Origin of the sequence: Candidatus Ishikawaella capsulata Mpkobe, from assembly GCF_000828515.1 — a bacterium.
GTDB classification, from domain to species: Bacteria; Pseudomonadota; Gammaproteobacteria; order Enterobacterales; family Enterobacteriaceae; genus Ishikawella; species Ishikawella capsulata.
Window position 1 is genome coordinate 197,814 of sequence record NZ_AP010872.1, and the last position, 26,001, is coordinate 223,814.

Sequence of the window (26,001 nt, forward strand, 5' to 3'; positions counted from 1 at the left end):
CATTCTGTAGTTATATGATAACAATCAATGTGTCATTTATATTTTTTAAACAATCATACCTAACAACGATCAAAAGGAAATGCAATAACTTCACTTAATGTATTAGCTTGTAAAGCTACCATAATTAATCTATCAATTCCTATTGCTACACCAGTACAATCTGGCATGCCGTGCGAAAGAGCTTGTAGTAGATAATTGTCTAGTAAATATTGTGGCATGTTATGTAGTTTACGGTAAATATTATCTTGTTCAAAACGTTTTTTTTGCTCTGTAGCGTCAGTGAGTTCACAGAAACCATTTGCTAGTTCTACACCTTTATAATATGCTTCAAAACGTTCTGATACTAGTGGATTACTTTTACTGATTTTAGCTAATCCTGCTTGACCAGAAGGAAAGTGATATATAAAAACAGGTTTCTTTTGTCCTATTTGGGGCTCTATACCCAACATAAACAATATTTGAAGAAGTGTATCATAAGAACAATCGGCATCAATTAGTTCAGTAGCATTAAAATTTTTTGCAATATTAAGCAATTGGTTTTTATTTGCTTCAAATGGATTAATATTGAGATACATAAGAAAAGCTTCTTCATAAGATAAAGATTCTGTACTTTTGCACATTAATATTTTTTTAAACAATTGGCTTACTTCATTAATCATTAAATACATATCATAACCAGGACGATACCATTCTAGTATAGTAAATTCAGGATTATGATTAGAACCTAATTCTTGATTACGAAAGCTATGACATATTTGATAAATAGAACCAATCCCAGAAGCAAGTAGACGTTTCATATGATATTCAGGACTAGTAATCATCCATAAATTGACTTTTTGTAATTTATCTGAGGTTGTAAAATATGTTTGAAATGGCACTAAATTAATATCAGTTATTGTATATCGGCTCATATATGGTGTTTCTACTTCTAAAACATTACGATCAGCAAAAAAATTACGTATTAAGGAAATAATATTAGCTCTTTTTTGTAAATTCCTAGTAGATGCACTTGGTTTCCACATTAATGGTATCTTCATAATATGATTTTAGCTTATTATAATTTAGAATAATTGTACAATCAATTTAATAAGGAGATAAGCATACATCTGTAAAAAGAGATATTATCTATTAATTTTTAATAAAATAGACATAAATTAAATTGACTAACAGTCAGTAAACTATAATTTAACCCGTGATACATATTCTCCTGAACGAGTATCAACACGAATAACTTCATTTACTTGCACAAATAATGGTACTTTAACTATAGCTCCTGTTTCTAATATTGCAAGTTTATTTACAGAAGCTGCAGTATCACCCTTTATACCAGGATCTGTATTTATCACTTTGGATATAATGAAATTGGGGGGTTGTACTACTATTACTTTATCATTCCACAACGTAACTACACATTCAGCATTAGGTTGTAGCCATTTATGGATATTTTCGAGTATTTTGCTCTCTATTTGATAAAATTCAAATGTTTCAGGATGCATAAAATAAAAAAATCTAGCATCTTTATATGAATAATTTAAAATAATCTCTATAACATTAGCTTTCTCAAACAAATCAGTAGATTTAAAAGTTTTTTCTATGCGTGTACCTGTCAGCAAGCGACGCATTTTTACCCTTGTAAAAGCTTGACCTTTTCCTGGTTTGACAAATTCACTTGATTCTATTACATATGGTTCATTGTAATACAAAATTTTAATTCCATTACGTAAATGACTGCTAGAATAAGTTGTCATATAATTTCTCTAAAAATGAATATCACATGGCAAATAGTATAACTTTAAAATCTAAAAAAAGAGAATCATGGTTATATCAACTTACTGATGTAGTAACTGAATTAAAAGAGTTATTAACTATTTTATCTTTAGAACATCTAGAAAAAGAAATATTATCTAAGAATAATTTGATTTATTCTTTTTCTTTAAAAGTACCACGTTCATTTATTAAAAGAATGAAAATAGGTGATGCGAAAGATCCATTACTTTTACAAGTACTCTATAATCAAATGGAATTTATTAATACTTCTGATTATAGAACTGATCCTTTAGATGAACATGATACTCCAATTCCTGGATTATTACATAAACATCAAAATCGCGTTTTATTAATAATAAAGAATTCTTGTGCCATTCATTGCCGATATTGTTTCCGGCGTCATTTTCCTTATAAACATCATCCAGGTAATAAAAAAACTTGGGAGGGTGCATTAAATTATATCACTTTGCACAATGAGTTAGATGAAGTTATTTTTTCTGGTGGAGATCCTTTAATGGCTAAAGATCATGAGTTAGATTGGATAATTAGTAAGCTAGAAAAAATTACACATTTAAAAAGATTACGTATACATACAAGACTGCCAGTAGTTATTCCATCGCGGATTACACAAAAATTATGTCAAAGAATATATCAATCAAGATTAAAAATTTTATTTGTTACGCATATAAATCATGTACAAGAAATTAATTCAGCATTACGTCATAGCATGCATATGTTAAAGTGTTCTGGAGTTACTTTATTAAATCAGAGTGTGTTGCTACGTAATGTCAATAATGATCCTACAACACTAGCAAAATTGAGCAACGGTTTATTTGATGCTGGGATTTTACCATATTATATTCATTTACTTGATAAAGTATCCGGCGTATCACATTTCTTGGTAAGAGATGATGAAGCTTGTATTATATTACGCAAGTTGATGACTATGGTATCAGGATATATGGTACCTAGATTAATAAGAACAATTCCCAAAAAACCATATAAGATACATATTAACCTAGAATAAATTTTGGTGCCATAGTAAACAATTGTATATTACAGTTTAACTACCCCTCCTGTATTTACTACACGATAATAGGAGGGGATTGACATAGTTATAATATTAAGACGACAGAAAAATATTACATCATGCCGCCCATACCACCTCCCATGCCGCCTGTATTAGCACTTAAATCAGGTGTTTCATTTTTTTTAGGTAATTCAGTTATCATACATTCAGTAGTTATCATTAAACCTGCTACAGATGATGCATACTGTAATGCAGAACGAGTCACCTTAGTTGGATCCAAGATTCCAAAATCTATCATGTTTCCATATTGTTCAGTTGCTGCATTATAACCGTAATTACCTTTCCCATCTTTTACATTATTAGCTATAACTGATGGTTCTTCACCAGAATTAGCAACAATTTGACGTAATGGAGCTTCCATAGCACGTAAAGCTACTTTTATACCTACGTTTTGATCTTCATTATCGCCTTTAAGTTCAGCTATTTTGGCCGCTACACGCACTAACGCTACTCCACCTCCGGGAACGACACCTTCTTCAACAGCAGCTCTAGTTGCATGTAAAGCATCTTCAACACGAGCTTTTTTTTCTTTCATTTCAACTTCAGTGGCAGCACCTACTTTTAATACAGCTACACCACCAGCTAATTTAGCCACACGCTCTTGAAGTTTTTCCTTGTCATAATCAGAAGTGGCTTCTTCAATTTGTTGACGTATTTGTGCTACTCGTCCTTGGATAGAGGCTTGTTTTCCTGCACCGTCTATAATGGTAGTAGTATCTTTATTGATAACAACACGTTTTGCTTGACCCAAATCATCGATAGTAGCTTTTTCTAATTCCATGCCTATTTCTTCAGAGACTACAGTACCACCAGTTAGAATAGAAATGTCTTGTAGCATCGCCTTGCGACGATCACCAAATCCAGGAGCTTTAACGGCAGCAACTTTGACAATTCCACGCATTGTATTAACAACAAGTGTTGCCAACGCTTCACCTTCTACATCTTCAGCTATCACAACTAATGGTTTGCTAGATTTTGCTACTGCTTCTAGAACAGGCAACATCTCACGTATATTAGAAATTTTCTTATCTATTAATAAAATAAACGGATTTTCCAGCTCAACAACACCGGTTTCTGGTTTATTAACAAAATAAGGAGACAAATAACCACGATCAAACTGCATACCTTCAACAACATCTAATTCATCTTGTAAACTAGTTCCCTCTTCAACAGTAATTACTCCTTCTTTACCAACTCTTTCCATTGCCTGAGCGATTAAAGTACCCACACTTTCATCTGCATTAGCAGAAATAGTACCTACTTGTGTAATCGCTTTTGAGTCTGAGCAAGGTACAGAAAGTGCCTTCAACTGTTCAACGGCAGCAATAACCGCTTTATCAATACCACGTTTCAAATCCATAGGATTCATACCAGCAGCAACTGCTTTTAGGCCTTTATTTACAATTGCTTGAGCTAATACAGTAGCAGTAGTAGTTCCATCACCAGCAGCATCATTGGCCTTAGAAGCTACTTCTTTTACCATCTGTGCGCCCATATTTTCAAATTTGTCTTCTAGTTCAACTTCACGTGCAACAGTAACACCATCCTTAGTAATGATTGGAGATCCAAAAGATTTATCTAAAATAACATTGCGTCCTTTAGGGCCTAATGTTATTTTTACTGCATCTGCTAATATATTTACTCCACGCATCATTTTTGAACGCGCATCATTGCCAAATTTTACTTCTTTAGCTGCCATTTCAATATCCCTTAATCTTAATTAAGTGAATTACTGTTAATTATTTTTCTACAATAGCCAAAATATCACTTTCGGAGATGATTAAAACTTCTTCATTGTCTATCTTCTCAGTTTTGGCATTATAACCTTCATTAAAGATAACTATATCTCCAATTTTCACATCTAATTGTTTTATTTCACCATTTTCCAGAATACGACCCTTGCCTACAGCTAGTATTTCACCACGAGTTGACTTGCCAGCTGCAGAACCCGTTAAAACAATACCGCCCGTAGATTTAGATTCTACTTCTTTGCGTTTAACGATAACACGATCATGTAATGGACGGATTTTCATTGAATAATTCTCCTTTACTTTCTTAAGAAGTCTAATCATTTATTTTCAGTCGAACACCTAAATATTAGTATTTACCATCTTTACTGTGAAAAAGATATGGTCATATTTCTATATTTCAAGCCTAAATGTGAATATTTAAAATAATTTTTATACTATATATGTATCAATATATAATTATATACTACAAAAAAATAACTTCTAATAAATGAATTATCACATAAAATATTGTTTTATAGAATCACTTCTATTGGCAAAAATGATAAAACTATAAAACAAGTTAATTAATAGAAGATATATTATCAATTGAGGTAAATACTAAATAATATTAGGATTAGTTAACATTATGCCAAATTTACAAAATGATCTTTATCTAGTATATAAGAAGATACTATAAAATAGGTGTTCAGAGTGGATTTATTGGGTAGATAGTTCAAAGTATTACCTTTATAATCACATACTTGAGCTCCTGCTGCTATTGCTATAGCATGACCTGCTGCAGTGTCCCAAATATTGGTTGGACCATAACGCGGATATAATTGTGCTTTTCCTTCAGCTATCAGACAAAACTTTAATGATGACCCAACTATCATTTTACGATGTTCACCTAATTTTTTTAAAAAATTAGTTAGTGATTCATTATATTTTAAATGTGAACGACTTATTAAGACTAGCGGTGGATAATTATTAACGACACAAAGTTTAATTTTTTGCTTGTTAACTTCTTTCCAAGCTTTTTTTTCATGGGCAAAATACAATAAATCTAAAACTGGAGCATAAACTACACCTATTACTGGATTTCCATTTTTAATTAAAGCAATATTTACTGTAAAATCACCATGACCATCAATGAATTCTTTTGTGCCATCTAGTGGATCAACCAACCAATAATATTGCCATCTTTCACGAATTGACCAATCAGATGGTTCTTCTTCAGATAAAATAGGCACTTCAGGTGTGATATATTTCAAACCTTGCACAATAATATGATGAGCTATCATATCAGCGTTCGTTACAGGAGAGTAATCACTCTTAACTTGAATTTGCTGATCATCCAAATTATTATAAACTTTCATAATAGCATGACCAGCTTTACGTGCTAACTGAATTATTTTTCTTAACATAACTTTCGTTACTCGTATAAAATTAACTCAATATTGGATATATTGGTCTATAATCCTCTAATATTGCGATAATTCCACCTATTATTTATTCAGCAAGGATATTTAATATTATTTTTACTGATAACTCATTATGTAGTTTAATATATACTGTATGTGTTCCTGTAGTACGTAAAACTCCTTTTGGTAAAATGATTTCTTTTTTGTAAACTATTACTCCGGATCTCTGTAAACACTCAGAAATTTCACGAGCACCAATAGAACCAAATAATTTTCCTGTACTAGTAGTCTTAGATAAAATCTTAATGGTACCTAAATAAGCAATTTTTTGTGCTCTTAATTTAGCGTTTTCTAACTCTCGTGCTGCTTTAGATACAGCCTCATCTCGAAGTTGTTCAAAGTATTTAATATTTTGCTGAGTAGCCCGAACAGCTTTACCTTGCGGAATCAAAAAATTCCGAGCATAACCTGCTTTAATAGTTACTTTATCTCCTACACCACCTAATTTTGCTACTTTATCTAGTAATATAACTTGCATTATATTATCCTTTTAATTGCTAAATTGTAGAATCATAAATGACGATCACTATACGGCAATAAAGAAAGATAACGAGCTCGTTTTATACACCGAGATAGCTGCCGTTGATATTTTGCTCTAGTTCCGGTAATACGACTAGGTACAATTTTACCACTTTCAGTAATGTAATTTTTTAATAGCGCAATATCTTTGTAATCTATTTCTTTAATACCTTCAACGGTGAAACGACAAATTTTACGACGACGAATATAACGTGCCATTTTGCTAATCTCCACAATCTGTTGTGTAATACGTTTAGTATAAAATACTATTTAATTTATTGTATATACAGATTATTGTTGATAAATATGAGCAAAAGTATATATGTAGCATACTTTATTTACACACAAAAATTGATTATATAAAAATTTTTTAAATGCAAATCATCATGAGCATTTTTTTAGTATTGATTATACTATTCACAATAGTATGATATGTTTATATCAATTAATTTTTATTCATATCTTTTATTTTCAACTATTAACCGTTAATTCAGTAATCACTGATTTATCACAATTTTCCTCTTTTGATCTGAACATCGGAGATGACACAGTTATAGCTTTTTTTATACGTATAATCATACTGCGTATAATGGCATCATTAAAACGAAACCCAATCTCTAATTCCTCTATAACTTTTTTTGATGTTTCTATATTAAGAAGAACATAATGTGCTTTATGCAATTTATTAATTTTATAAGCTAATTGACGTCTACCCCAATCTTCTAAACGATGTACTTTTCCATCATATTTAGTAATAATATCGGTATATCTATCTATCATATTTGATACCTGATCACTTTGATCAGGATGGATCATTAAAACTATTTCATAGTGATGCACAGGTTTGCTCCTTATGGATTATGCAGCTACTATATATCATATATATTTACATATAAAATTATAGAAGCAAGGAACATATATTAATATATATCATGTAATAATATACCTAAAAAATATAAAAATCAAGGATACATTTTATTAGCTATTTTTAATATTAAACATTGTAAATGAATATTTTAAATAATTAGAAAAAATTTTTTATTCAAAATTATTTTGACGTACGATCTCAAAAAGACAAACTGCCGTTGCAGCTGAAACATTAAGAGAATTAATATTACCAAAATTTGGAATACTAATTAATTCATCACATTGATCAATAGTTAAGCGGCGCATACCTTTACTTTCATTACCTACAACAAGTGCTACAGCACCATTAATTTTACTTTTATAAAGTATATTATTTACGGATATATCAGCTCCTAATATCCAAATATTATGTTTTTTAAGTAATTGCATGGTCCTTACTAAATTAGTAACCTGAATTAAAGGGGTACTTTCTGCGGCACCGCATGCAACTTTTTTCGCTGTAGCATTCAATGGAGCACATCTGTTCTTAGGAATAATAACTATATGTACTCCAGCTATATTAGCACTACGTAAACAAGCGCCTAAATTATGTGGATCTGTTATGTTATCTAGAATGAGAAGAAATGGTTTAGTTATCTTTAAAAGCATTTGGGGTAAATCCTCTTCTCTAGGAAGAGGATTTGATTTAATGAATGCAATGATTCCCTGATGAACTACTCGCCCCACCTTCTTATCTAACCACTGACGAGTAGTAAAATTAATGCTTACATTATCATATTTTTTTAATTTATCAATAAGTAAATTGAATCTATTAGTATTTCCTTTTGAAATAAATATTTTTTGTAAACGTTTGTGATCTTTTTCTAAAAGAGCTTGTATAGGATGAATACCAAAAATTACTTCACACATTTGGTTAGTATTGTGATTTATTTGCATTGATTATATTGGTTTAATTTATGATTCTGCTTGAATAGTAATGCATTTTTATTATTGGAGATTTTTTTAGTTTTAATACATAAATTATTAACTTGAGATGCTAAAATAAAAAGAATTTTACGTTCTTCGATATGTACTGATTTTACTATAACTTTTACATGATCTCCCATACTATATGTTTTACTTCCTGAATTACTAACTAAACTTTGTTCTAGTGGATCAAAATAATAATCTTTTTTCAGAGTTGAAAGATGTACTAAACCATCTATAAACAAATTATTTAAGCGAACAAAAAAACCCATTCCCTGAACATTAGATATTACTCCATTAAAAATATGGCCTATATGCTTTTGCATAAAATCACATTTTAACCAATCTATTACATCTCTCGTAGCTTCATCAGCACGCCTTTCAGTCATGGAGCAATGTTTGCCTAATTGTAATATTTGCGTGATTTCATAGTAATATGCTCCGGAATTTATATTGTTTGATTTTGCTTTATTGCTAATATTAAGTAAATACTTAATAATCCTATGCAAAATCAAATCAGGATAACGTCTAATAGGTGAAGTAAAATGTGTATAAGATGTTAAAGCTAAGCCAAAATGCCCTCTATTTTCTGCATCATATACAGCTTGCTTCATAGACCGCAATAGTATACTTTGTAACATTTCTTCATCTGGTCGATTATTAATAAATTGTAGTAGTTCAGTATAATTTATAGGTTTTGGCTTAGAACCTCCAGATAATCTTAATCCAAGTTTATTCAAAACTGTACGAAAAGTAGCTACCCTCTCCTCACTGGGACTATCATGATCCCTAAAAAGCATAGGTTTGTTATTTTTTTCTACAAAATCAGCTGTAGCAACATTAGCTAATATCATACATTCTTCAACTAATTTTTGGGCTTCATTATATTCAATACATTCTATTCTCTGAATTCTATGATCATGAGTAAAAATAAATTTAGGTTCTTCACTCTTAAAAAAAATCCCACCGCGGGTTTTTCTTTCTTTTTCTAGTAATTTAGAAATAGCATACAATGCTTTTAAATGTTTAATGAATTGTAAATGCACTAATAAAGGCTTTTTTTTTCCTTGTAAAATATCGGATACTTCATTATATGTAAATCTTGCATGTGAATTTATCACTGCTTCGTAATGGTGATAATTAATGAGCTTGCCATTTTGTGATATACTCATTTCACAAACTAAACATAAGCGATCCACATGTGGATTTAAAGAACATAAGTCGTTTGATAAAATTTCTGGTAACATTGGTATAACTTGCATGGGAAAATAAACGGAAGTTCCTCTTTTTTGAGCTTCTTTATCAATAGGTGTATTGGCATGCACGTAGTGACTTACATCCGCTATAGCGACCCATAAATACCATCTACCGTCAGCTTTTTTACAATAAAGAGCATCATCAAAATCATGAGCATCATCGCCATCAATAGTAACGAAAGGTAATTTGCGAAGATCAATACGTCCTTGCTTATCTCTATCTAACAGATTTTTGTCAAAAGATAATACTTGTTCTTTTACTTCCGCGGACCAAATATATGGAATTTCATGCATGCGTAAAGCCATATCTACTGCTAGATTACTATTCATATGATCGCCTAGAATTTCTATTATTCTTCCCATGGCATTAATATTTTTATATGGACGTTTGATTAATTCCACTACTACCATAAAGCCTGTAGAAACATTCATCGAATATTCTATAGGAATTAAAATATCAAAATTTATTCTACTATCTCCGGGTACTACAAAACCGGTTCCAGATATAATAAAATAACGCCCAATAATCTTATTCTTCCTAGGTTGTATGACACGTATTACTCGTGCTTCATAACGACCTTTACGAGAACTATTAGTTAATTGTTTGGCAATAATAACATCACCTTGAATACATTTTTTCATTTGTTCTACTGAAAGATAGAAATCATATTTACTACCTTCTACTTTTAAAAAACCATATCCGTCTTTATGTCCAATAACTTGGCCTTTGATTAAATTAGGTGTATCTATTACACTGTAATAGTGTCGACTATTACTAACTAACTGGCCATCTATTTCCATAGCATACAAAAGACTATATAATGCTTCTAGTTTATCTTTTTGATGAATATCAAATTTTTTAGCTAAGTCATATCCTCTAGCTGGTTTTCTGCGTTTCTTTAAATAATTAATGATCAAGTCCCTGGTCGGAAGAATATTTCCATATTTTCTAAATTCTATTTTCTGAAAGGAATCTTTTAACATAAATTATTTCCGATATCATTTATACTCTTAAAACTTATATAAAATATGATACTATATCCTCTTCATTTTTTATAAAATTACATATAAATATCAGTGATAAAAAAATATATGTTAATATAATTTTATAACTAATTTTAATCAAGTTAAAATTGGCACAACCTGTTCAGGTTAGCTAATAATCTAACCTGAACATATATTTATATATCAAAAGGATTACACAACATTATAGTATTGTTTCTATCTGGTCCAGTAGAGATAATATTGGCTTTGATTCCTATCATATCTTCTATATTACAAATGTAATCCTGAGCATTTTTAGGTAGTTGTTCTAGTCTTTGTATACCATAAGTTTTATCAGACCATCCGGGTAAAGTTTTGTATACCGGTTTAATCTCTTTCCATTGTTCTATAAAAGAAGGAGTAGTAATTTTAGTGCCATCTGATAGCATATATGCTATACATATCTTTATTTCTTCTAAACCGTCTAATACATCTAGTTTAGTTAGACTAAAACTGGACAACGAATTAATTTGTACAGCTCGGCGTAAACTTACTATATCTAGCCATCCAGTCCTGCGTCGACGACCAGTGGTAGCTCCAAATTCTTTACCTTTTTGGCAAATAAAATCACCTATTTCATCACATAACTCTGTTGGAAATGGACCATGACCAACTCTTGTTGAATAAGCCTTGACAATACCCATGACATAATTTATATAAAGTGGACCTATACCTGTACCGCAGCAAACTCCACCGGCTGTAGTATTAGAAGAAGTTACGTAAGGGTAAGTCCCATGATCAATATCTAATAGTGTCCCTTGAGCTCCTTCAAATATAATTCTTTCATTATTTTTATATGCATTATCTAATAATTCAGAAACATTAATAACCATACTAGTTAAAAAATCTGCTATTTCTAGTATACAGTTTAGTACTTTATTATAATTAATAGGTTTATCTTGATAATAATCTACTAATTGAAAATTATAATATTCTATTATATCTTTGAGTTTAATTGCGAATGATTTTTTATTGAAAAGATCGCATATCCTTAAGCTTCGACGTGCTATTTTATCTTCATAAGCAGGACCAATACCTCGTCCTGTAGTTCCAATTTCCTTACCATGAATTTTTTCACGAGCTTTATCTAGTGCTACATGATAGTCTAAAATTAATGGACATGATTCAGATATTAATAAGCGCTGATGTGCAGATATACCAATTTTTTTTAAATTATCTACTTCTTTTATTAAAGCTTGGGGAGAAAGTACTACACCATTCCCAATGATAGAAATTACTTTTTTGTGTAATATTCCAGATGGTATTAAATGTAAAACTATTTTTTTACCATTGACAACCAATGTATGTCCAGCGTTATGTCCTCCTTGGTAACGCACAACATATTTTACTTTATTAGTAAGAAGATCAACGATCTTACCTTTTCCTTCATCACCCCATTGGGTTCCAAGTATAACGATATTATTAATCATATGATTAAAATCACCAACTGCTTAAAAAGAAATTTTACCATTGATATTGTAGACTTACAGGAATTTAAAGAAAATATTTAAATATTTCATGTTTTACAATTAATTACATTATTATTCTTAATATGCCTTCATTAGTCTATTTATTATTACGATTTACTGAACATAAATTTCATTTTATGAAAGTAAAAGTGGTATATCTTTTGAAGAAATAAAAATTTTTAAAATAATTAATAAAATAGCATTTATTTGCTCCAATAATAAAAATTAAACAATAAAACTATTTAAATATGGTTCTTTTTTACAAAGACGTTTCCAATCTACTATTGGAATATTAATATTTAATATTATACTGCCATCAGGTTCATTCCATTCTTTTTGTATTACTTTTAATTTATATAAATTGCTACGTAATTTACCAGAATTAGCCGGTAAAAGAAGTGTACACTGCTTCATCTCTCTAGCTAATATTTCAGAAATAGCTGTTAATAATAATGGTATACCATGACCTGTATGGGCTGAAATCCATACTCTAACCGGTATATTTTCCTCATTACGATCTATACGTGGTTCAAAATATTCTAATTTATCTATTTTATTCATTATTATGAGTGTAGTAATTTCTTTTTTCTTAATATTTTCTAATACACTATTAACTGATTTAATATTTTCATTAATACGAATGTTTGTAGCATCAACAACATGTAATAATAAATTTGCATGACTTATTTCTTGTAAAGTTGCTTGAAATGCTGCTACTAAATTATAGGGCAAATGACTAATGAAACCAATAGTATCAGCTAGAATAACTTCACCTACATTTGCTATGTATAGACGACGTAATGTCATATCTAAAGTAGCAAAAAATTGATCAGCTGTGTAAACATTGGCAGAAGTTATATTATTGAATAAAGTCGATTTTCCAGCATTGGTATATCCTATTAAGGATATAGTATTTATGTTAGCTTTAGAACGTGCATGTCTTCCTTGTTCACGTTGTTTTTTTATACTTTGAAGACGCCAATTAATTTGTCTAATTCGCTTACGTAATAAACGACGATCAGTTTCTAATTGTGTTTCACCTGGTCCACCACGAAGACCAATTCCCCCTTTTTGACGTTCTAGATGCGTCCATCCACAAACCAAACGTGTTGCAATATGACGCAGTTGAGCTAGTTCTACCTGTAATTTACTTTCATAAGTTTTAGCTCGTTTAGCAAAAATATTTAAAATTATACCTGTGCGATCCACCACACAACATTTAAATAATCTCTGTAAATTACGTTCTTGACTAGGTGTTAAAATATGATTAAATATAACGCTAGATGCTCTATTAGCTTGTACTAAATCTGCTATTTCAAGAGCTTTTCCTTCTCCAACTAAATATTTTGGGTTTAAAGTTTTGCATTTACTGATTACGGTATAAACAACTTTCATATCAGCAGAGAATACAAGTTTTTTGAATTCTTGTAGATATTCTATATCTTTTTCTGGAAAACATATAATATGTACTAATATGGCATATTCGCCTATATCATAGTAAATCAAGCTATATTTCCTTTGTGAAAATAATAAAGTATATTTTTTATTAGTTAATAACTTAAGTATATGATTTTTTTACAATTTGGACAATAGTAGTATAACTATTATTAATATTATCAATATCTAAAAAACAAACATCTTTCCAAGTACGTAACCAAGTTAGTTGACGTTTAGCAAATTGTCTAGTAGCACATACGCTTTTATAAATCATATTTTCGTAATTAATTTCTCCTTTAAAATAAGACCACATTTGACGATAACCGATACAACGCATAGAAGGCATTTGTTCATTTAAATCTTTCCTTTCAAATAAAAGGCGTGCTTCTGATTCAAATCCCAATGCTAACATTTCTTCAAATCGAGATAAAATTCTTTGGTGTAATAATAGTCTACTTATTGGTACAAGTGCAAATTGATGAATTTTGTAAGGTAATTTTTCATTAGGTTCTTTAGTTAGTTCTGTCCAAGTTTTACCAGAAATTAAAAATATTTCTAGGGCTCTTGATATTCTTTGAGTGTCTTTGGGATGAATACGATTAGCTGATATAGGATCTATATTTATCAACTTGTTATATAATGCTGATAAGCCTTTTTTCTTCACCATTTCTTTTAAATCCTGACGTATTTCAGAATTAGCGAATGGCAATGAAGATAATCCTTGTAATAACGATTTAAAGTACAGCATTGTTCCTCCGACTAGCAAAGGTATACGATTTTTTTGCAATATGTCCGATATTTCTTGTATAGCATCTCTATAAAATTCTGCTACTGAATAAGTTTCATTTGCATCACGAATATCTAATAAACGATGAGGACATATTTCTAGCTCTTTAAGCGTAGGTTTTGCTGTACCTATATTCATTCCTCGATAAATTAAAGCAGAATCTACACTAATAATATCAACCGGAAGTTTTTGGTGTAACATCATTGCCAGTTTTGTTTTACCAGATGCCGTTGGTCCCATTAAGAAGATTATGTTTTGGTGTGGTATTGATTCTTTTTTAAAAATTTTCATTTTGTAATTTTTTCAAAATTTTTTCGATATTTATTATCTGTAACAAACTAGCGGGTGGAGATTCAATAACATTTGGACAGTATTTTTCTAATTCTATTAGTAACAGTAGTGCTTGTTGTTCTTTCCATTCTGAAGGAGTATCATTTTTTAAATATTCAACAATAAATTGAATTAAGTTATTGATTGAAAGAATTTTATTATCATTTTCACAAAAATAATTTAATAATGCTGCTATTAATACTTGTATTTTTTTTGTTTTTAATATCATAGGAACTGATAGTATAATTAAGGTATTTGACTCAAAGTTACATGTAATTCCTATTTTTAATAATAGTTCAAAATGTTTTTTAATTATTTGTAATTTTAATGGATTCAGTGTGATTCGACTAGGAATAAGAAGAGGTTGTGATTTTAATTTATCTTTAATTGATTGAAGGTGTTGCTGTATAAGTATTACATTTGCTACAGGAAGTGACAATAACATTAAATTATTTGATTTTTCTATTAAGGCAAAGCTAAAACTAATAATTTTTAGTATATTGCCAAATTTTGATTTATATATTGTAGGTAATGATTGAGATAAATCAGTAGAAATTTCTGTAGGTATAATAGGTATATTTTTATTATCTTCATAATCTAAAAAATTATGACACTTAGCATATTCATGATTTCCATATTGACGATATGTATTTATTTCTTTTATATTATCATGATTGATAAGGGATTTAGTAGATGCAAAATAGGATTTTTCTATATTTTTAGAATATATAGCAGTAATTAAACTTTCATAAATAAAATCATGCACTAAACGTGATTGATAAAATCGTATTTCCTTTTTAGAGGGACACACATTTATATCAATTTGATCCAAATCTATCTTCAAGAAGAGTATATAGGCAAATGGTTGGTTTACTCCAAAAATTGTTTGAACCACTTGACGGATAGCATTATTAATTAATCTATTATACACAATACGATGGTTCACATAAAAATATTGTACACTAGATGTTTTATAAGCAAAATTAGGGTTAATAAACCAACCATTTAAGTATATATTATTCTTATGATTATTAATCGGTATAGCATGATTTATAAAATTATAACCCAGAATATTTGATAAACGTTTTTCTGATGTAAGATTTTTATTATTTATATGATATTGACGTTTAATTTGACCATTATGAGTCAGCGATATTCCTACCTTAAAATATGCTAATGATATTTGTCTAACTATTTCATCAATAACTGTAAACTCTGTTCTGGCTGTACGTAGAAATTTTTTTCTTGCCGGTGTATTGTAAAATAAATCTATAACTTCTACCGTAGTCCCACAAGGATGTGCTGCAGGTTTTAAGTTAATGATTTCTACATCACCCTTTTCAGCATATAATTGCCAACCATTATTTTGTTTGGCAGTGCGTGAAGTTACAGTAATTCTAGATACTGAACTAATACTAGCAAGTGCTTCACCACGAAATCCTAATGTATTAATTGTAGTAAGATCATCTAGTGAGGTTATTTTGCTAGTAGCATAACTAGTAAGTACTAACTTTAAGTCGCTTTTAGAAATTCCACAAGCATTATCCAAAACACGTATGCATTTTATTCCTCCCAATTCAATATCTATGCAAATACGCGTAGCACCAGCATCTAAACTATTTTCTATAAGTTCTTTTACTACTGATGCAGGACGTTCTACTATTTGACCTGCAGCAATTTGTTTTATCACATATGAGGGTAATATATGTATTGACATACTACATTATTAAAGCCTTTAAGGCTAGTTAATTTAACAATTACTAAATCATAAAATAATTTTTATACAGAACAATAAATGTAAATATTATAAATATTTATTTTTTATTACTAGTTATTGTTAAAAAATTTCCTACAGAGATTGTGTTGCTATTTAAGTGATTTAGATCAGATAATAGTGGCGTACTAACACCATATTTTTTAGAAATACTATACAATGTATCACCTTCTTTTACAAGATACTTCATATCTTCAACTACATATTCTTTATTATGGTTAATAGATGCATTGTTTGTATGTAAACTTAATAACTTTGTTGTAGTTGATATTTCTGGATATGAATTTTTGCAAAAGTAATTAACCATACCGTGATAAATTGATTCAGCTAATTGGTTTTGATAAGCATCCGTAGACAATAGAGATGCTTCTGATGTATAGCTTAAAAAGCCTGTTTCTATAATAACACTAGGAATATCTGGAGAACATAATACGCTGAAACCAGCTCTTTGTGTAGTTTTTTTATCTAGTTTAAGTACGTTATCCAATATTTTCATTTCTTTAAAGTAGGTTATTTTGTACAAGTCTTTCAATTTTTTTAATATTTTTATTGATACTGCCATACTAATGTGATTCCAATAGTGATATTCTACATCTAAAATGACTTTCCTTAATATATCATCCATTTTACAATTGAATACAGGACCTATCTCAGCTAATGATTGTAAATTTTGTGGATGACTTCCTACCCAATTATTGATTTCTGTGATAAAACGATCATGTGATAATATCCATGTTGATGCTCCATGGATTAAGGGATTATGAATTGAATTTGCGTGAATAGATATCAGTATATTAGCATGTCTTTGCCTAGCGATATCCTTTCTCTGGTCCAAATGAACCCTTTCATCTTTGTCGCGAATTAAAAAACAATCAAACATTGGGTTATTATTTAATAATTTTTGGAGTTTACATGCAATTTTAAAATTAATTGTTTTTTCATACAATCCATTTTGTCCAATAGCTCCAGGATCGCCACCACCATGTCCAGGATCAAGAGCTATCGTAATTTTTTTATCAATATTTGTTTTACATAAAAAATTATTTTTTTTCAGAAGATCATCATATGATGTTTGATCATCATCATATATTGGATCTGGCATAGTTTTTGCTACATTCAAGATTATATTTTTTTTGCTATTAGTTATCTTTTTTGAAACTGTTACTTTTGTATTATATGGGAATTCAAAAATTAGTTTATTCTTATAATGATCAGAATCATCATTAAAATATTGAATACTTTTAATATAATTATCTTTATTGAAATTCAATTCAAATATTTTGGATACATCAATATTATTGATATTCAATATTAATTCTTTATTATAATTACGAAATACATAAGTGTAATCAGGATTTTTATTAAATCTTAATATAATTCTCGCGTCAGTGGAAGTATTTACCACTTGAATATGACAAGGATCAGCGGCACACGTTAAACCTGTAAGTAAATAAATTAATCCTATATATTTGTAAGATATACGTAATATCATAGATATATCCTTGATATAATACTTATTGACACTATGATAGTTTTATCATGTGAAATATAAAAATTCTTTAATTATCCATTATAGTAAATATGATAGTAGTTCCCATCTTATGAAGACTTACTCTTAATAAGATAAAATTGTAAGAAAATTCTATACTTATTATTAATTAATAATCTCTGGATTCAATAATTTCCTGATATATTTAAATAGATCTGTTGCTATCATACAACGCATACCATGATTTAAAGCTATTGCATCGGCAGCAGCACCATGAACCAAACATCCCAGACGAGCTGCATCAAATAAAGAATAATTTTGTCCTATTAATGATATTATTATACCACTGAGTAGATCACCCATACCAGCAGAGGCCATTCCAGCATTTCCTACGTCAATAAATGAAATATTACCTACTTCATTAACAACAATGGTTCCCGCACCTTTCAATACTACTACACCACCATAAATATTAACTAATTTTTTTGCTGCATGTACACGATCATTTTCAACTTCTTGCACTGTTATTTCGAGTAAACGAGCTGCTTCTATAGGATGAGGTGTAATAACACGGTTATTACACTTGTTTTTATTACTAGCTAGAACATTAAGTGCATCTGCGTCCCAAAGCATAGGTTTACAGATTTTTTTTACCTCAGAAACTACATGCTTACTAATATTTCTAGTTCCTAATCCTGGGCCAATAGCAACAACATGGGCCCAATTTAATTTTTGTAGCAGCAATTTATTAGTAAGTTCTTGAACAATTAGTTCAGGACGTGCTGTTATAATAGGACTAATATTTTCTTTATGTGTTAAAACTTTTACAATCCCGGATCCACTACGCAAAGCAGCTTCTGCAGTCATACGTATAGCTCCACCAAATCCTTTATCGCCACCGATGACTAAAACTTTTCCATGATTTCCTTTGTGACTACTAGGTATTCGTGTTTTTAAAAATTTTTTTATAGAACTAGAATCTAAACGTTCCATTGATGTTTTTTGATTAAAAATATAATTTTCTAAACCTAGTGCACTAAAATGTAATTTACCTATATAATCCCTTGCCTTACCAGTGATTTGTCCGGGTTTAAGAGCAATAAGACTCATAGTATGATTAGCATGTATGACCTCTCCTAGAGGTGCTCCAGTAGCTGCATTTAACCCAGATGGCATATCTATTGAAAATTTTTGTGCATGATGTAAATTAGCTCGCTGTATTAATAAAGCACAAGATTTATCAGGTTTACGATTTATACCATAACCAAATAATGCATCAACAATTAAATCTATTTTATCAGGCCATTCGGCATTTACATTATAAATTTTATTTCCTGTATCAATCCAATCTTGACGAGATTTATTAGTTTCTGTATGATCCGTTATCAAATGTTGATTATTTGTACTACTAATAACTGTTACGTTAATACTAGCTAAATATGCTAAACGAGCTACAACATATCCATCACCTCCATTATTACCCGGTCCCACTAATATTAACCAATGTTTAGTTTTAGGCCAAATACTGCATATTTTTTTATATACAGCTAATCCCGCCCGTTGCATAAGATCATAAGAGGTTATATTATTCTTTTTAGAAGCAATTTTTTCTAACTCCTTTAAATTGCTACTTGGCCATACAGAATATGGTAAAATATCTTTATTCATTATTAATAGTTCAACTAGTGGAAGACTATTCTGATGTATTGTACGTCTTAAACATTTACTAAATACATCAGTTCAATAATTTGTCTTCCGATAAAATCATATGTTTGATATAAAAGATTATTTTATAAATCAAGCTTAATTAAAATACTAAATACTTTTAGTTCTAGTAATATTATCTGCTACAATAGTTGGAGCGGGAAACGAGACTCGAACTCGCGACCCCGACCTTGGCAAGGTCGTACTCTACCAACTGAGCTATTCCCGCCAATTATATAATTAAATTAACTGTAACAGTACTGAATCTAGTATTAGATTACATTTATTTATTTATGCAAGAGTTAACATTCATTAAATATACATTATAGTTTTAAAAAATGTTTACGATAACAAGCGAGTTCTGCTACTGATTGACGAATATCTATCATTGCTTGATGTGTATTTGATTTTTTTACTTTTTGCAAAAGTTTTGGTTGCCATAAACGAGCTAATTCTTTTAAAGTACTAACGTCTAAGTAACGATAATGAAAATATTTTTCTAACTTAGGCATATACTTAAAAAGAAATCGTCTATCTTGAGCTACACTATTTCCGCACATAGGAGAAACATTTGCGGGTACCCATTCTTTTAAAAAATTAATGGTTGCTAATTCAGCAGAATTATAATCATATATACTAATATTTACACGGTCTAGTAATTTACTATTATTATGAGTTACTAAATTCCAGTTATCCATTGATATTAAATGACTATCAGGCTGATATATTGCTATATTTGGGCCTTCTGCTATGATATTTAAGTTAATATCAGTAATTAATGTTGCAATTTCAATAATATGGTGTTTTTCTGGATCTAGTCCAGTCATTTCCAAATCTATCCAAATTAAATTGTTCATTTTATATGAAATTGTTGTATGGTAATATACATATATCTCTTTATATAATATACATTATGTTTGATATATACAATATATATACCAGCATATCATTAATGGTATTTATAATATATTTATTGAACTAGTAATTTAATATAAAATATACAGAAAATCATATTAAATGATTATATATATAAATTTAATCATTTAATACCCATTATGTATATTTAGTCAATATTCTCAATATGAGAATAATCAAATCTGAAAGTACATATTCTATATTTATTTCCAATAAATTAATCATTGTATCTATCTAAGTAATCATATTTAATGATTATCAATCATTATAAATGAACAATAACATTTATTTTAGATCAAAAATAATGAAAATTAATTTATATATTTATTCATATAGAATATATATCATAATATTTAATTATGAATCCATATTCATGGACAAACAGTAAGTTAATGCTATTTTATTCTAATTATTTTGATTTAATTAATATTAGATAATTCAGGATTTTTTTCTCGTGCGTGCAATTTTATTATTGCTACTATTTTTTTTGATGAATGTCTTTCCTGCAATTGCAAATAATATTATACCGTATACAATTAATATACCTAATCTTATTAATCAGCCGAAAACAAAAGAAATAAAAAAACAGTTATCAAAAGATTGTCAAAGAAAAATTCTTAAATCTATTCATAACCGTCACATTTCTTTAGAACCACTTCAATATTATAAGGATAACATAGAATATATTTCTAACCTAGTGAAAACATCACAAAAAACACTAGCCGATATAAAAAACAATAAAATACACATACATCAAGTTAATCTTGATAACATAAAATCCATAAAAAAAGAAATTTTATTTATTGAAAATCAAATATCCAAAGAAAGATTCTTCTTACAAAAAGAATACAATTGCATTAAAGAACTTAATACTTTTATTAAAAAATGTCAAAAATATATAACCTTATTAGAACCACTCATAAATGATAATAACACATCTATAAATAATATCACTTCTGAATCTAATATTTTAGAGAAAAAAAATATTTATAATAAAATTGCAAAAAATAAAGCAAAAATCAATAAATTATATACGGGACAATTATCCGCTTCTCTCTTTAAAAAATTAGTATATATATATATACTAATTCACCAACATAAAACCACACAGCTTGAAAATTATTTATTAACTTTGAAAAATAATATTGCTCAATATGACTTTAAAATTAATTTAACATATACAAACGAAAAGATAAAAAATCTTAAAGTAATTCCGTTTATTGTAGAATATCAACGCAGAATAAACCAGGGTTTATTAGCTGAATTAAGTCAACAAATTCACTTTTTAAAATTAACAGTTTTTAAACAGAATATTATTTCTACTTACATATTAAAAATACGTGAAGTTCTTTCTATATTGGAAGATGAATCCCAATGGACAGGGGATGATACAGATACTTTATCTATTGATATGCGTTCCAAATTAACAGAAATCATACAAAAACCTGAAATAAATAATATTAATAACTTAATAAAAAAAATAAGAATCAAATGCATTTTCTGCGAAGAATTAACTTATAATAAAACAATTTTAACAAAATTGATATTTAATCTTCTTAATAAGTCGCAAATAGATGTTTTAGTTAATCTGACAAATGTACAAAAGGAAATGCTTAATTCTTTGATTACTAGATATAAGAAAACCTTGTTTGAACTCCTCAAAATGAGATATTACGCTTTTAAGTTCAGAGAGTCTGTTAATGAGACAAAAAATGTAGAGCCTAATTTTTTTTGGATGCCAGATATTAATTCTATTGGTATTGATGATTTAAATATTATAAATGAGATTTTCCATAGCATATTAAATAATAAATGTAGAAACATTTGTACCATTATATTAGTTATATTTCATAATATAGATAATATCTTTTTAATATTAATTAACTTATTATTATATTTTTTAAATAAATGTTTACAAGGTAATTATAAAAAAATTTTAGAAAAAAATTCTAGTAAAGTTGGCAAAGTTACTCAAGATAAATTTTATATTACTATTAATACAGCATTATATTCTATGATAAACGCATTACCCATACCAATATATTGGTTAACCTTAGGATATATATTGCAAAATACTTGGCCATGGTTAACACTGATTGCAGTGGGACAAGGTATTATTGCTACAGTTCCACTCCTCATAGTATCAATGATAATCATTTCATTTTCTAGTATTCATGGAATATTTATATCACATTTTAAGTGGCCTCAAACAAATGTATTACATATAAAACGGTGTTATTCAATAACTATTAGTATTATAGTGCCACTTATTGCTCTGTTAATAGGTTTTAATAACTCAAATCAACAAATGGCATCTTCATTAGGTAGATTATGTTTTATATTTATCTGTATAGCCATGAGTTTGATTGCTTTTTTCTTAAAAAGGGAACAGATTCCTCTTTATCTTAATAGACATGGTCTCATAAATTATCCCATAAATAATATGTTATGGAATATCATGATTATCCTTCCTCAGATAGCGTCTTATACTGCATGTATGGGATATTTTTCCACGGCGCAAGCAATTTTAATTAGACTGGAAACTTCTGTAGCAATTTGGCTTTTATTATTGGTAATATACTATATTATTCGTCGCTGGATGTTAATTAAATGTCGTCGTATTGCCTTTGATAGAGCTCGCCAACGTCGTGCTGATATATTAGCTACTCGTGCTCGTAACGAAGAAGACAAAGAACTTAATCTCCAAAATTTAGATACTCTAGAAATCGAAGAACCAGTTATTAATATTGATATCATCAGTGCTCAATCATTGCGTTTAGTACGTTCTTTTTTAAAATTAATAGCTATTATTTCGGTAATAGGATTATGGTCTGAAATTCATTCTGCTTTTGATTTTTTAGGAAAGATTCACTTATGGGATACTACTAGGATAATACAAGGTATTGAGAATATTCATTCTATTACTCTTGGAGCAGTAATGCTTTCTATAGTTGTTTTTGTTATTACTACGCAAATAGTACGTGACTTTCCTGCGTTATTAGAAATAGCAGTATTGCAAAATATAAAATTAACACCAGGAACGAGTTATGCTATTACTACTATAACTAAATATTTTTTAATGATAATTGGAAATTGCATTAGTTTTTCACTTCTTGGTATAGATTGGTCAAAACTCCAGTGGTTGATAGCAGCTCTAGGAGTAGGTTTAGGATTTGGTCTGCAAGAAATTTTTGCCAATTTTATTTCTGGATTAATTATTTTATTTGAAAAACCAATTAGAATTGGGGATACTGTAACTATACGTAACTTAACAGGAAGTATTACCCATATTAATATTCGTGCTACTACAATTAGGGATTGGGATCGTAAAGAAATTATAGTTCCAAATAAAGCATTTATTACTGAGCAATTTGTAAACTGGTCTCTTTCGGATTCTGTTACCAGAATAGTTGTTAGTATTACAGCATCTACAGAAATAAATAGTGAAAAAGTTACAAGAATACTCAAACAAGCTGCTCAACGTTGTAATTACGTTTTATCAAGTCCTACTCCTGAAGTTTACCTAGTAGATTTACAACAGGGTATTCAAATTTTTGAATTACGCATATATGCTGCTGAAATGAAACATCGTATGCCATTACGTCATGAACTTCATCAAAGTATTCTGCAGTGTTTTAAAGAAAACGGAATTGAAATTCCATTTCCTTCTTTTCAAGTAAGAATAAAAAACTAGTCATAGTATATAAATATACCGTTTATTTATCCTAACGTACTCCATTTCCTTCTTTTCAAGTAAGAATAAAAAACTAGTCATAGTATATAAATATACCGTTTATTTATCCTAACGTACTCCATTTCCTTCTTTTCAAGTAAGAATAAAAAACTAGTCATAGTATATAAATATACCGTTTATTTATCCTAACGTACTCCATTTCCTTCTTTTCAAGTAAGAATAAAAAACTAGTCATAGTATATAAATATACCGTTTATTTATCCTAACGTACTCCATTTCCTTCTTTTCAAGTAAGAATAAAAAACTAGTCATAGTATATAAATATACCGTTTATTTATCCTAACGTACTCCATTTCCTTCTTTTCAAGTAAGAATAAAAAACTAGTCATAGTATATAAATATACCGTTTATTTATCCTAACGTACTCCATTTCCTTCTTTTCAAGTAAGAATAAAAAACTAGTCATAGTATATAAATATACCGTTTATTTATCCTAACGTACTCCATTTCCTTCTTTTCAAGTAAGAATAAAAAACTAGTCATAGTATATAAATATACCGTTTATTTATCCTAACGTACATATACGCAATATTATCAATTTCTAGTTCTATTGACATATTTTTCTCCTTTAGAGATATCAATAGGTAAAATATTCACTATTTCTCCTAATATTTGTTGTTCGAACAGACTTATATTACCAATACCTTGAAATGATTTTATACCATTTTTTCCTAACAATACTGGTTGAGAAAAAAAGCGACAATATCCGGTATTACCTTCTACATAAGCATATTCATAAATATTAGATTGACCACTAAGAGCATATAATAAGGAAAGAGTAAAACGTGATGCTGCATAAGCCATAGCAAGAGTCGCTGAACCCGCTCCTAATTTTCTTTGTACTACTTCTGTACCACAATTACGTACCTGTTGAGTCAATAAAGAAATTTCATCTGTATTCAATTTAATATCTCTTACCTGTGAAAATAATGGTAAAATAGTATTATCTGAATGACCTCCAATTACAGGAACATAAATTTTAGTAGGATCTTTACGTTTCATGTATGCAACTAAATAACTTGATCTGATAAGATCAATAGTTGTTATACCAAAGAGACGATGTTTATCATAAACTCCTACTTTTTTAAGTATATCAGCAGCAATTACCGTTGTAGTATTTACTGGATTAGTAATAATCCCTATTAAAGATTTAGGACATTCATGAGCTATTGCATATACTAATGAACTTACAATATCAGCATTGATCTTAAATAAATCCTCTCGTTGCATACCAGGTTTCCTAGTTACACCAGCACAAATAATTGTTATATCTGTTCCTTTTAGTGCTTTTTTTAAGCTTGGCCCGCTGTAAACAGATACTGGGACTGGGGTAGGAATATGGCTTAAATCTATGGCAACACCTATATTTACGTCTGAAATATCATATAAAACAAGATGTGTATTTATTGGAAGAAAAGTTTTTAATAAAAGTACAAGACTTTGTCCAACACCACCTGCAGAACCTAAAACTAAAACTTTCATATTCTATTCCTGTATTTTAAAATAATCATAACATATATAATCCGTAGTAACAAAATTTATAACAAATTTATTTTGTAATCAATATGCCATCTTTTTAATAATTCGTTTTAATATAGATATGTGACATATTAATTATTAAC

Annotated in this window: 20 protein-coding genes and 1 tRNA gene; 2 read left to right on the forward strand and 19 right to left on the reverse strand. The window is 29.0% G+C overall.

Annotated features, from left to right (window positions below; genetic code table 11):
* Positions 1-59: 59 nt before the first annotated feature.
* Positions 60-1,022 carry an elongation factor P--(R)-beta-lysine ligase gene (gene epmA, locus ICMP_RS00810; protein WP_231844667.1) on the reverse strand — a complete coding sequence of 321 codons (963 nt, stop codon included), beginning with the start codon at positions 1,020-1,022 and terminating at the stop codon, positions 60-62.
* A 156-nt stretch (positions 1,023-1,178) separates the two neighbouring features.
* Positions 1,179-1,748: an elongation factor P gene (gene efp / locus ICMP_RS00815; RefSeq protein ID WP_041068877.1), complete on the reverse strand. Its 570-nt coding sequence runs from the start codon at positions 1,746-1,748 to the stop codon at positions 1,179-1,181.
* A gap of 26 nt (positions 1,749-1,774) precedes the next feature.
* Between efp and epmB the strand changes: the two genes are divergently transcribed.
* Complete coding sequence (gene epmB, locus ICMP_RS00820) at positions 1,775-2,794, forward strand: EF-P beta-lysylation protein EpmB (protein ID WP_041068880.1); 1,020 nt, start codon at positions 1,775-1,777, stop codon at positions 2,792-2,794.
* A 115-nt stretch (positions 2,795-2,909) separates the two neighbouring features.
* On the opposite strand, the gene groL is transcribed toward epmB, so the two are convergent.
* The 16 genes from groL to orn form a co-directional block, all read right to left on the reverse strand.
* On the reverse strand, positions 2,910-4,556 hold the full coding sequence (gene groL / locus ICMP_RS00825; protein ID WP_041068883.1) for a chaperonin GroEL: 1,647 nt from the start codon (positions 4,554-4,556) through the stop codon (positions 2,910-2,912).
* 40 nt (positions 4,557-4,596) lie between these two features.
* Positions 4,597-4,890 carry a co-chaperone GroES gene (locus ICMP_RS00830; protein WP_041068887.1) on the reverse strand — a complete coding sequence of 98 codons (294 nt, stop codon included), beginning with the start codon at positions 4,888-4,890 and terminating at the stop codon, positions 4,597-4,599.
* Between the two features lie 341 nt (positions 4,891-5,231).
* Positions 5,232-6,011: a 3'(2'),5'-bisphosphate nucleotidase CysQ gene (cysQ, locus tag ICMP_RS00835; RefSeq protein WP_052456803.1), complete on the reverse strand. Its 780-nt coding sequence runs from the start codon at positions 6,009-6,011 to the stop codon at positions 5,232-5,234.
* Positions 6,012-6,096: 85 nt separating this feature from the next.
* A complete protein-coding gene (rplI, locus tag ICMP_RS00840; protein WP_041068890.1) occupies positions 6,097-6,546 on the reverse strand; it encodes a 50S ribosomal protein L9 in 450 nt (149 codons plus the stop codon).
* A 32-nt stretch (positions 6,547-6,578) separates the two neighbouring features.
* Entirely contained in the window at positions 6,579-6,806 is a 228-nt protein-coding gene (gene rpsR, locus ICMP_RS00845) for a 30S ribosomal protein S18 (RefSeq protein WP_041068893.1), read from the reverse strand.
* Between the two features lie 252 nt (positions 6,807-7,058).
* Positions 7,059-7,427, reverse strand: a complete 369-nt coding sequence (rpsF, locus tag ICMP_RS00850; protein ID WP_041068896.1) for a 30S ribosomal protein S6 — start codon at positions 7,425-7,427, stop codon at positions 7,059-7,061.
* A gap of 198 nt (positions 7,428-7,625) precedes the next feature.
* Positions 7,626-8,363: a 23S rRNA (guanosine(2251)-2'-O)-methyltransferase RlmB gene (gene rlmB, locus ICMP_RS00855; RefSeq protein ID WP_041070029.1), complete on the reverse strand. Its 738-nt coding sequence runs from the start codon at positions 8,361-8,363 to the stop codon at positions 7,626-7,628.
* Positions 8,364-8,380: 17 nt separating this feature from the next.
* Entirely contained in the window at positions 8,381-10,660 is a 2,280-nt protein-coding gene (gene rnr, locus ICMP_RS00860; protein ID WP_052456804.1) for a ribonuclease R, read from the reverse strand.
* Positions 10,661-10,857: 197 nt separating this feature from the next.
* A complete protein-coding gene (locus ICMP_RS00865; protein ID WP_041068898.1) occupies positions 10,858-12,150 on the reverse strand; it encodes an adenylosuccinate synthase in 1,293 nt (430 codons plus the stop codon).
* 264 nt (positions 12,151-12,414) lie between these two features.
* Positions 12,415-13,695 carry a ribosome rescue GTPase HflX gene (hflX, locus tag ICMP_RS00870; protein WP_041068901.1) on the reverse strand — a complete coding sequence of 427 codons (1,281 nt, stop codon included), beginning with the start codon at positions 13,693-13,695 and terminating at the stop codon, positions 12,415-12,417.
* A 52-nt stretch (positions 13,696-13,747) separates the two neighbouring features.
* Positions 13,748-14,704, reverse strand: coding sequence for a tRNA (adenosine(37)-N6)-dimethylallyltransferase MiaA (gene miaA / locus ICMP_RS00875; protein WP_052456805.1), 957 nt, complete (start codon positions 14,702-14,704; stop codon positions 13,748-13,750).
* Entirely contained in the window at positions 14,691-16,460 is a 1,770-nt protein-coding gene (gene mutL, locus ICMP_RS00880; protein WP_041068904.1) for a DNA mismatch repair endonuclease MutL, read from the reverse strand. The genes miaA and mutL overlap by 14 nt, the downstream gene beginning before the upstream one ends.
* 97 nt (positions 16,461-16,557) lie before the next feature.
* Positions 16,558-18,009 (reverse strand): N-acetylmuramoyl-L-alanine amidase, encoded by a 1,452-nt coding sequence (locus ICMP_RS00885; RefSeq protein WP_041068906.1) that lies wholly within the window; start codon positions 18,007-18,009, stop codon positions 16,558-16,560.
* A 162-nt stretch (positions 18,010-18,171) separates the two neighbouring features.
* Positions 18,172-19,674 (reverse strand): bifunctional ADP-dependent NAD(P)H-hydrate dehydratase/NAD(P)H-hydrate epimerase, encoded by a 1,503-nt coding sequence (locus ICMP_RS00890; protein WP_041068908.1) that lies wholly within the window; start codon positions 19,672-19,674, stop codon positions 18,172-18,174.
* A gap of 189 nt (positions 19,675-19,863) precedes the next feature.
* Positions 19,864-19,939 (reverse strand) — tRNA-Gly (locus tag ICMP_RS00895).
* Positions 19,940-20,033: 94 nt separating this feature from the next.
* A complete protein-coding gene (orn, locus tag ICMP_RS00900) occupies positions 20,034-20,579 on the reverse strand; it encodes an oligoribonuclease (RefSeq protein ID WP_041068911.1) in 546 nt (181 codons plus the stop codon).
* A 500-nt stretch (positions 20,580-21,079) separates the two neighbouring features.
* Between orn and mscM the strand changes: the two genes are divergently transcribed.
* Positions 21,080-24,319, forward strand: a complete 3,240-nt coding sequence (mscM, locus tag ICMP_RS00905; protein WP_052456806.1) for a miniconductance mechanosensitive channel MscM — start codon at positions 21,080-21,082, stop codon at positions 24,317-24,319.
* Positions 24,320-24,913: 594 nt separating this feature from the next.
* Here mscM and mdh read toward each other — a convergent pair.
* The gene (gene mdh, locus ICMP_RS00910) at positions 24,914-25,861 is read right to left on the reverse strand and encodes a malate dehydrogenase (protein ID WP_041068914.1); all 948 of its coding nucleotides are present in this window, start codon (positions 25,859-25,861) and stop codon (positions 24,914-24,916) included.
* Between the last annotated feature and the right edge of the window lie 140 nt (positions 25,862-26,001).

Coding starts and splice junctions, on each gene's coding strand:
- epmA (WP_231844667.1), bottom strand. CDS start 1,022: ATGTGGAAACCAAGTGCATCTACTAGGAATTTACAAAAAAGAGCTAAT.
- efp (WP_041068877.1), bottom strand. CDS start 1,748: ATGACAACTTATTCTAGCAGTCATTTACGTAATGGAATTAAAATTTTG.
- epmB (WP_041068880.1), top strand. CDS start 1,775: ATGGCAAATAGTATAACTTTAAAATCTAAAAAAAGAGAATCATGGTTA.
- groL (WP_041068883.1), bottom strand. CDS start 4,556: ATGGCAGCTAAAGAAGTAAAATTTGGCAATGATGCGCGTTCAAAAATG.
- ICMP_RS00830 (WP_041068887.1), bottom strand. CDS start 4,890: ATGAAAATCCGTCCATTACATGATCGTGTTATCGTTAAACGCAAAGAA.
- cysQ (WP_052456803.1), bottom strand. CDS start 6,011: ATGTTAAGAAAAATAATTCAGTTAGCACGTAAAGCTGGTCATGCTATT.
- rplI (WP_041068890.1), bottom strand. CDS start 6,546: ATGCAAGTTATATTACTAGATAAAGTAGCAAAATTAGGTGGTGTAGGA.
- rpsR (WP_041068893.1), bottom strand. CDS start 6,806: ATGGCACGTTATATTCGTCGTCGTAAAATTTGTCGTTTCACCGTTGAA.
- rlmB (WP_041070029.1), bottom strand. CDS start 8,363: ATGTGTGAAGTAATTTTTGGTATTCATCCTATACAAGCTCTTTTAGAA.
- rnr (WP_052456804.1), bottom strand. CDS start 10,660: ATGTTAAAAGATTCCTTTCAGAAAATAGAATTTAGAAAATATGGAAAT.
- ICMP_RS00865 (WP_041068898.1), bottom strand. CDS start 12,150: ATGATTAATAATATCGTTATACTTGGAACCCAATGGGGTGATGAAGGA.
- miaA (WP_052456805.1), bottom strand. CDS start 14,704: ATGAAAATTTTTAAAAAAGAATCAATACCACACCAAAACATAATCTTC.
- mutL (WP_041068904.1), bottom strand. CDS start 16,460: ATGTCAATACATATATTACCCTCATATGTGATAAAACAAATTGCTGCA.
- ICMP_RS00885 (WP_041068906.1), bottom strand. CDS start 18,009: ATGATATTACGTATATCTTACAAATATATAGGATTAATTTATTTACTT.
- ICMP_RS00890 (WP_041068908.1), bottom strand. CDS start 19,674: ATGAATAAAGATATTTTACCATATTCTGTATGGCCAAGTAGCAATTTA.
- mdh (WP_041068914.1), bottom strand. CDS start 25,861: ATGAAAGTTTTAGTTTTAGGTTCTGCAGGTGGTGTTGGACAAAGTCTT.